This window comes from Micromonospora maritima (genome assembly GCF_902825405.1).
GTDB classification, from domain to species: domain Bacteria; phylum Actinomycetota; class Actinomycetes; order Mycobacteriales; family Micromonosporaceae; genus Micromonospora; species Micromonospora maritima.
Map to the genome: position 1 here is coordinate 1 of NZ_CADEAU010000253.1, position 7897 is coordinate 7897.

General features: G+C 73.1%; 10 protein-coding genes. 5 read left to right on the forward strand and 5 right to left on the reverse strand.

Translation table 11 applies throughout. The annotated features are described in order from the left end of the window. Window positions 1-96 precede the first annotated feature (96 nt). Window positions 97-801, reverse strand: a complete 705-nt coding sequence (locus HUW36_RS20595; protein ID WP_174529669.1) for a GAF and ANTAR domain-containing protein — start codon at window positions 799-801, stop codon at window positions 97-99. Between the two features lie 197 nt (window positions 802-998). Here HUW36_RS20595 and HUW36_RS20600 point away from each other — a divergent pair, with 197 nt between their 5' ends. Both HUW36_RS20600 and HUW36_RS20605 read left to right on the forward strand, forming a co-directional pair. Continuing rightward, on the forward strand, window positions 999-1466 hold the full coding sequence (locus HUW36_RS20600) for an STAS domain-containing protein (RefSeq protein WP_174529670.1): 468 nt from the start codon (window positions 999-1001) through the stop codon (window positions 1464-1466). Between the two features lie 160 nt (window positions 1467-1626). Next, the gene (locus HUW36_RS20605) at window positions 1627-2337 is read left to right on the forward strand and encodes a GAF and ANTAR domain-containing protein (RefSeq protein WP_174529671.1); all 711 of its coding nucleotides are present in this window, start codon (window positions 1627-1629) and stop codon (window positions 2335-2337) included. Between the two features lie 14 nt (window positions 2338-2351). Here the strand turns inward: HUW36_RS20605 and HUW36_RS20610 are convergent, their stop codons facing one another. Next, a complete protein-coding gene (locus HUW36_RS20610) occupies window positions 2352-2570 on the reverse strand; it encodes a hypothetical protein (protein ID WP_174529672.1) in 219 nt (72 codons plus the stop codon). Window positions 2571-2638: 68 nt separating this feature from the next. Continuing rightward, the gene (locus HUW36_RS20615) at window positions 2639-3673 is read right to left on the reverse strand and encodes an extracellular catalytic domain type 2 short-chain-length polyhydroxyalkanoate depolymerase (RefSeq protein WP_174529673.1); all 1035 of its coding nucleotides are present in this window, start codon (window positions 3671-3673) and stop codon (window positions 2639-2641) included. A 274-nt stretch (window positions 3674-3947) separates the two neighbouring features. Here HUW36_RS20615 and HUW36_RS20620 point away from each other — a divergent pair, with 274 nt between their 5' ends. Genes HUW36_RS20620 through HUW36_RS20630 form a run of 3 tightly spaced genes read left to right on the forward strand, consistent with a single transcriptional unit; the run spans window position 3948 to window position 6221 of the window. Next, window positions 3948-4502 carry an SAM-dependent methyltransferase gene (locus HUW36_RS20620; protein ID WP_246248247.1) on the forward strand — a complete coding sequence of 185 codons (555 nt, stop codon included), beginning with the start codon at window positions 3948-3950 and terminating at the stop codon, window positions 4500-4502. Window positions 4503-4531: 29 nt separating this feature from the next. Next, complete coding sequence (locus HUW36_RS20625; protein ID WP_174529674.1) at window positions 4532-4957, forward strand: ATP-binding protein; 426 nt, start codon at window positions 4532-4534, stop codon at window positions 4955-4957. 28 nt (window positions 4958-4985) lie between these two features. Next, entirely contained in the window at window positions 4986-6221 is a 1236-nt protein-coding gene (locus tag HUW36_RS20630) for a PP2C family protein-serine/threonine phosphatase (RefSeq protein WP_174529675.1), read from the forward strand. Here the strand turns inward: HUW36_RS20630 and HUW36_RS20635 are convergent. After that, window positions 6218-7195 (reverse strand): aldo/keto reductase, encoded by a 978-nt coding sequence (locus HUW36_RS20635; RefSeq protein WP_174529676.1) that lies wholly within the window; start codon window positions 7193-7195, stop codon window positions 6218-6220. The two genes, HUW36_RS20630 and HUW36_RS20635, sit on opposite strands and share 4 nt — an antisense overlap. A 39-nt stretch (window positions 7196-7234) precedes the next feature. Continuing rightward, window positions 7235-7897, reverse strand: a 663-nt coding sequence (locus HUW36_RS20640) for a DUF3152 domain-containing protein (RefSeq protein WP_246248248.1), incomplete at its 5' end; no start/stop codon positions are given.

Consider the following 7897-nt stretch of genomic DNA (forward strand, 5'->3'; position numbering starts at 1 on the left):
CACGGCCGCGCCTACCCGCTTCGTCGCCGGGCAATCCTCGGTGGCGGCGGCGGCTGGCCCGGGCCGGCAGACGGGGCCGCACGGCGGAGCCGGGACTCAGCGCCGGGCGGCGTTGGCGACGAGCGCCTCGGCGACCTCGCGCACCCTGCGGTTGGAGTCCTGGGACAGCTTCGACAGCAGCGCGAACGCCTCGTCCGCCGAGCACCGCCGTTCGCCCATGATGATGCCCTTGGCCTGCTCGATCACCGCTCGGCTGCGCATCGCCTCCTGCATCTGCCGGGCCAGTGTGGCGGCGCTGTCGTAGAGGTGGGCGTTGGCCAGCGCGACGGCGGCGTACGCGGCGAAGTTCTCGGCGCTCCGGATGGCCGCGCTGTCGAAGGCGTGCGGGCTCTCGGCGTACATGTTGAGCGCGCCGGTGACCGCCTCCTGGATCGGCAGCCCGACCGAGAGCGAGCTGCCGATGCCGGCCGCCCGGGCGTGGGCGGCCCAGTCCGGCCAGCGCTCCTCCACCGCCAGGTCGGGCAGCGAGACGCTGGCCGCGCTGGCGGCGGCGTCCAGGCAGGGCCCACGCTCGTACCGGTACTGCCACTCGTCGAGGTCCCGGGCCAGGTCACTGGTGCAGGCGGCGCTGGAGTTCCGGCCGCCCTGGGCCAGCGTCACGGTGACGTGGGCGCTGCCCGGGACGGCCTGGTTGGCCAGCTCGGCGACCCGCCGCAGGACGTCCTCCAGGCTCACCTCGTCCAGCCGGATCCGGCTCAGCTCGGCGAGGGCCTCGCCGGGGTCCGTGCTCGGGGCTGCCATGGGGGTCCTTGTCGACGGGGACGGCGGTCATCGCCAAGCTACCCACCGGACCCGGCGCCGACACGGAAACCACGACGTGCGGAGCCGGGTGAACCGACGTAACGTCGGAAGCCGGGTCAAGACATGTGCCCTCCACCCGCTCACGGCCGCATCGCGGCCGGGGGCGTCGCGCGAGTCGTCGTCGTGTGGGAGGTGCCATGTTGGAGGATTTGCCGGCCTTCGGGCGTCATCATGTCCCGACCGCGTCCGGAGCGTGGCGACCGGACGAGCCGATCATGTGGTTGAGCTGCGAGGTCCACGGGGACGTGACCGTGGTCTCGGTCGCCGGCGAGGTCGATCTCAGCAACGCCCACCTGCTGACCGAACTGCTGGAGAACGTCGCCGGGGTACGCGCGCCGCTGGTGGTGGTCCACCTCGCGGAGGTCACCTTCTTCGGCGCGCACGGCACGGAGGCGCTGGTACGGGCCCGCCGGCTGCTGAACCGGCGGGGCGGACGGCTGGTGCTGAGCCGCCCCTCGCGCGTGGTGCGCCGCGTGCTCGACCTCACCGGCACGCTTGCCGGGTTCGAGGTCGTCAGCCGTTTCCCGCCCGACGCGGTCGACCGTCGGCCGGCACGTCCGGTCGCCCCCGACACAGCGGGGGTCGTAGAGTTGTCCGACAGCTGACGCCCCGAGCGGGGCGTCACGAACGAGCGTCAAGAAGCGGCGCCGGCCCCGGTCCTGCCCGGATCGGGACAGCGGTCCGTGTGTGTGCGGGCCGTCCCGCCACCAGCCGTCCCCGGATGCCGGGCCGACGGCGTCGCTTCTTACAAGGACGTCACAGCTCATGCCGCAGGCCCACCCCGACCTCGCCGCAGCCTTGATCAGACTCGGGCGGATCAAGTACGACGAGGTCGACGTCGACGTAGTGTTGTCGATCATCGCCCAGGTCGCCAAGGACACGATCCCGGGCACGGCCGAGGTCTCGGTCACGCTGGTTCAGGGGGCGACCGCGTACACGGCCGCGCACACCGGCGAACTGGCCCTGACCCTGGACGAGTGGCAGTACGCGCAGGGCCGGGGCCCGTGCCTGGACGCCGCGACCACCGGCGCCGCGATGCTCGTGCCGGACATGGCGGCGGAGAGCCGGTGGCCGGAGTGGGCCGCCCGGGCCCACCGGGCGGGCGCCGCGAGTTCCCTCTCGATCGGCCTACCCATCCAGGAGGCCATGGTCGGTGCGCTCAACCTCTACGGCGCGGCCGCGAAGGTCTTCGACGAGCAGGTCGACCTCGCGCAGACGCTCGCCGGGTACGCCGCCATCGCGCTGGCCAACGTGCACCTCTACGAGAGCACCGCCACACTGGCGCAGCAGATGCAGGAGGCGATGCAGAGCCGGGCCGTGATCGAGCAGGCCAAGGGCATCATCATGGGCCAGCGGCGGTGCTCGGCCGAGGAGGCGTTCGCCATCCTGGCCCGGGTCTCGCAGGACTCCAACCGGAAGCTGCGGGAGGTCGCCGAGTCACTTGTCGACCGGGCGGTGCACGGGGGGCGCGACTGACCGGCGGGCGCCGGTCAGCGCGGCATCGCGCGCCAGCCGGAGCCGCTCGACCGCCACGCCCCGGCGAGGATGCTCGCCGAGCCCCGGCTCGGGCACTGCTGGATCTTGGACCGGCCGGCGGCGCCGCCGATCTGCGCCTGCACCTGCCACTGGCTCCCGTCGGTGCGGATGTAGACGTCGCGCCGCCCGCGCGGGTTGCTGACGCCGTTCCACCAGTGTTCCTCCACCACCATGTCGTGACCGTACCCCAGTCGGTATGGTCCGGCCCACACCAGATCCGTGGGCCGGACCTCGACCGGGGTCAGCCGTCCAGCCGGCGGACCATGTTCATGACGGTCTCGACCTGGGCACCGCCCTTGATCGGGTAGTTCGTGGCGCCGAGATATCCCCACCAGTCCCAGCAGCCGTTCGGGTTGACCGGGGTGGCGGTCGCCTGCGGGTAGAGCACGATCAGCCGGTTGGTGTCGGCGTACTGGTTGAGGTTGGCCCGGTCGACGAACGCGGTGCCGACCCTGGCGTACCCCTGGGCGCAGCCGTGCAGGGCGACCAGCAGCCGACAGGTGGTGCCGGCGGCGCAGGACGCGGGCACGTACGCGAAGCCGTTGCCGTCCATGCTCAGGCCGTTGGCCCAGCCGTTGACCGCGAAGCCGTCCTGACCGAACCGGATCAGGGTGCCGCCGAGCGGTCCGGTGTTCGGCGCGGCTACCGAGCCGAGCAGCTTGCCGAGGAAGGCGCCCTGCGGGTCGGTGCCGCAGTCGGCAAGGTACGGCGAGGCGGTGGCGGTGCAGCCGACCGTGCCGTAGGGCGTGACCCAGGAGTGCCCGGCGGCGCTGCCGGAGTCGTAGCGGACGCTGGCGCCGAAGTCCTGGTAGTAGCGGACCAGGTCGTCGGTGACCGATTTCTTCACGGTGGCGTCGTTGTTGCCGTGGTAGACGTACACCGGCTGGCCGGAGAGGTTGCCGGTGCCGTCGATCCAGCCGTACCCGGCCCAGGTGCGGGTGTACGCCTCCAGGTTGCCCACGTACGTCGGGTAGATGTTGTCGCCGCAGCCGTAGAGCGCCTGCGGGACGGTGTTCTGCGCGCAGTAGTAGGGCCCGGCCGCGAAGATCGCCGCGCCCCGGATGCGGGCCGAGTAGGCGACCTGGAGCTGGGTGGCCATGTAGCCGCCGGAGGAGACCCCGGCGACGTAGACCGCCGAGACCGGGTACGAACGCAGCGAACCGGCGACCGGCGTCTTGGTCCAGGGCGTGCTCGCGGCCCGGGCGGCGACGCCGCCGGGCAGGACGAGCAGGAGTGCGGCGGCGAGGGTGGTGACGGCCTTCCACGGTGTCTTCATGGTGTGCTCCCGTCGGAGTGCCGGTGGGACGACCGGCGTGCCGGCACCGTAGCGTGACATAGACCACAGCGGATATCCGCAGCGTCGACACCTCGCCCGGGACGGCGGTGTGGGCCGCCCACCCCGGAAACCCCTGGACCGCCGCCGAGGCTCGGGCTAGCGTCCCGGACGACGTCACTCCGAGACCGTGAAGAGGGTGTTCTGGTGCCCGTGCCGACCGCGCCGAACCGGATCGACCCGCCCGCAACCCTCTTCCGCCATCGGAGCGACCACAATGGAACTACCACGTAGCTTCACCGTCCGCGAGGGTGACCTCCGCGTCCTCAACCCGATCGACGAGGCCAAACTGGCCACGCTGGGCCGGGCGGTCAAGCTCGCGCCCGGGGCCGAACTGCTCGACCTGTGCAGCGGCAAGGGCGAGCTGCTCTGCACCTGGGCCCGGGACCACGGGATCACCGGCACCGGGGTCGACATCAGCACCGTCTTCACCGCCGCCGCCCGGGACCGCGCCACCGAGCTGGGCGTCGCCGACCGGGTCCGGTTCGTGCACGGCGACGCCGCCGCGTACGTCCCGGCGCGTCCGGTCGACGTGGCCTGCTGCGTCGGCGAGACCTGGATCGGCGGCGGCGTCCCGGGCACCCTGGAGCTGCTCGACCGCGCGCTGCGACCGGGCGGCATGGCGCTGGTCGGCGGTGGGAACTCACCGAGGATCCGCTGCGGTACGTCCGGTTCCAACGCGAACATCTTGGTTGGGGCGTTTTCGCGCTGCTTCGTCGCTGATGCCGTCCGAAGCCCGGCCGGCGTGCCGACGCGCGCCGGCCGGGCTTAGCAAATCGCTACGGAGGGTAAGAACAGATCATGGGACAGTTGCGCACCTCGCCGCCGCCGCCACAGGCCACCGAGCTGGAGCGGTGGGTGCTCGACACCCCCGAGCAACTGCGCGACGTCCGCGCCTCGCTGCGCGACGCGTTGACCCGCCACGGCCTGGTGCAGGGCGAGCAGCTGGACGAGGTGCCGCACATGGTCCTGCTCGTCGTCACCGAACTGGCCAGCAACGCGCTCCGGCACGGGCGCCCGCCCACCATCGTCACGCTGCTCGCCACCGACGACAGCTTCCTGCTCGACGTGGCCGACCACGACGTCAGCTCGGTGCCGGAGCTGTCCGACGTCCGACCGATGGACTCGGGCGGGCGAGGACTGTTCCTGGCCCAGTCGATCTCACTCGACGTCGGCTGGTACTCCACCGCCACCACCAAGAACATCTGGGCCTCGTTCTCCCGGTGAGGTGACCAGGGCACGGGAGGACTCGGGAATGAGTGGGCACGACGCCCTGAACGACCTGCTACGGCACTCGCGGCACGCCCGGCCGGAGGACCTGCCGCTCATGGCCCGCCGGGCCGCCCGGCGGCTCGGCGCCACCGACATGCTCCTCTACCTCGTCGACCACGAGCAGCGGGAGCTGCTGCCCATGCCCGCCGCCGACTCCCCGGCCCGGGCCGCACTGCCCGTCGAGGGGACGCTCGCCGGCCGGGCGTACGCGATGGTCCGGCCCGAGCCCGGCGAGGCGCACCCGAGCGCGGCGGGCGACCCGGCGACCACCCGGCTCTGGGTGCCGCTGCTCGACGGCACCGAACGCCTCGGCGTGCTGGAGGTGCTGGCCCCGGCACCGGTGCCGGCGGACCGGGTGCCCGACTTCCAGACCGCCGCCACGCTCCTCGCCGACCTGCTGGTGACCCGTTCGCTCTACAGCGACACGGTGGAGCGGGTCCGCCGGCGCGCGCCGATGCGGCTGGCCGCCGAGATGCTCCGCGCCCAACTGCCGCCGCTGACCTTCTCCACCGGCAGCATGGTCGTCAGCGGCATCCTGGAGCCGAGCTACGACGTCGGCGGCGACGCGTTCGACTACGCGGTCAACGGCGACATCGCCCACCTGGCGCTCTTCGACGCGGTCGGCCACGGCTCGCAGGGCGGCATGCGGGCGGTCACGCTGGCCAGCCTGGCGCTGGCCGCCTACCGCAACGCCCGGCGGGCCTGCCTCGGCCTCGTCGACACCTACCACCACATCGACTCGGCCGTCCGCGAGCACGACCGGCGCGGCCTGATCACCGGTGTGCTGGCCGAACTCGACCAGCGCACCGGCCGGCTCCGGGTGATCTCCGCGGGACACCCGAACGGCCTGGTGCTGCGCCGGGGCCGGGTCGCCGCCGTGCTGCCCACCCCCACCGCGCTGCCGGTCACGCTCGGCGACCAACGCCCGCCGGTGGTGGCCGAGGAGTCCCTGGAACCCGGGGACGACCTGCTCCTCTACACCGACGGGATCATCGAGGCCCGGTCCGCCTCCGGCGAGCCCTTCGGGATGGACCGGCTCACCGACTTCGCCGTCCGCGCGCTCGCCGACGACGTGCCGCTGCCGGAGACCGCCCGCCGCCTGGTGCACGCGATCCTCGCGTACCAGGACGACAAGCTCGCCGACGACGCCACCGTGCTCCTGGTGCGGTGGGTGGGCCCGCCGGCGCCCGACCCCGAGCCGCCCGCGGACCCGCCCTAGAAACCCGCCACCGGGTGCGGGACGTACGGCGCCTCCAGCGCCGCCACCTCCTCGTCGGTCAGCTCCAGCTCCAGCGCGGCCACCGCGTCGGTCAGGTGGTGCGGCTTGGTGGCGCCGACGATCGGCGCGGTCACCGCCGGGTTGCGGGCCACCCAGGCCAGCGCCACCTGGGCCCGCGGCACACCGCGCTGCTCGGCCACCCGCGCCACCGCGTCGATGACCGCCCGGTCGTGCTCCTCGGTACGCGCGTAGAGCGTGCGGCCGAACTCGTCGGTCTCCGCCCGCGCGGTCCGCTCCCGCGGGTCCCGGGTCAACAGCCCTCGGGCCAGCGGGCTCCACGGGATGACCGCGACGCCCTGGTCCAGGCAGAGCGGCAGCATCTCCCGCTCCTCCTCCCGGTAGAGCAGGTTGTAGTGGTTCTGCATCGAGACGAACCGGGTCCAGCCGTGCCGCTCGGCGAGCCAGAGCGCCTTGGCGAACTGCCACGCGTACATCGACGAGGCGCCCAGGTAGCGGACCTTGCCGGCCCGGACCAGGTCGTGCAGTGCCTCAAGCGTCTCCTCGATCGGCGTCCCTGGGTCGAGGCGGTGGATCTGGTAGAGGTCCACGTAGTCGGTGCCGAGCCGGCGCAGGCTCGCGTCGATCTCGCTCATGATGTGCTTGCGGGACAGCCCGCCCCGGTTCGGTCCCGGCCCCATCCGGCCGTGCACCTTGGTCGCGATCACCACGTCGTCGCGCCGGGCGAAGTCCTTCAGCGCCCGGCCGACGATCTCCTCGCTGGTGCCGTCGGAGTAGACGTTGGCGGTGTCGAAGAAGGTGACACCCAGCTCCAGCGCCTGCTGGATGAAGGGACGGGCGGCGTCCTCCGGCAGCGACCACGGGTGGCCACCCCGGCCGGGCTCGCCGTAGCTCATGCATCCCAGGCAGAGCCGGGACACCTCCAGGCCGGTGGACCCGAACTTGACGTAATCCATGGGTTCCATCCCACCACCGACGGCCGCGGACCGCAGCGGTCAGTGATCCCCGGCCGGGATCGGGTCGTCGTACTGGCCGGACGGGCCGGCCAGCGGCTCCCCGCCGACCAGCGGCCAGGCGTTCGGCGCACAGCCGTGCAGCCCGAGCGTCTGCTGCACCATCACCGGCGCCGGGCCGCCGGCCCGCGGGCAGCGCTCGTGCCCCCGGCCCAGCCGGTGACCCACCTCGTGGTTGAGCAGGTACTGCCGATAGAGGTCGAGGTCGGCCACGTGCGACACCCCGTACACCCAGCGGGCCACGTTGATCACGACCCGGTCGCCGTTGCGGCAGGAGGTGTAGCGGTCGGTCGGGTCGCCGCAGAGCCCGCCCCGGGTGACCGGTGTGGTGAGCAGCACGGTGAAGTCCGCCGGCCCGTCCCGGCCCACCCGCTGCAACCGCCACCGGCCGTCCCCGGTCCAGCCACGCGGGTCGGCGAGCGTCGCGGCGACCTGTCGGGCGAAGCGTTCCACGTCCACGTTGCCGATGCCGTCCTCGACCGCGACCCGGTAGCGCAGCAGCTCACCGGAGCGGCCGGCCACCGCGCCGGTGGTGTCGGCGGTCCGGAAGCCCCCACCGCCACGCAGCGGATAGGTGATGCCGGGCGGCACCCGACCGGCCGCCGGGACCGCCGACGGGGGCGCGGCCGTCGCCGTCGGGCGCGG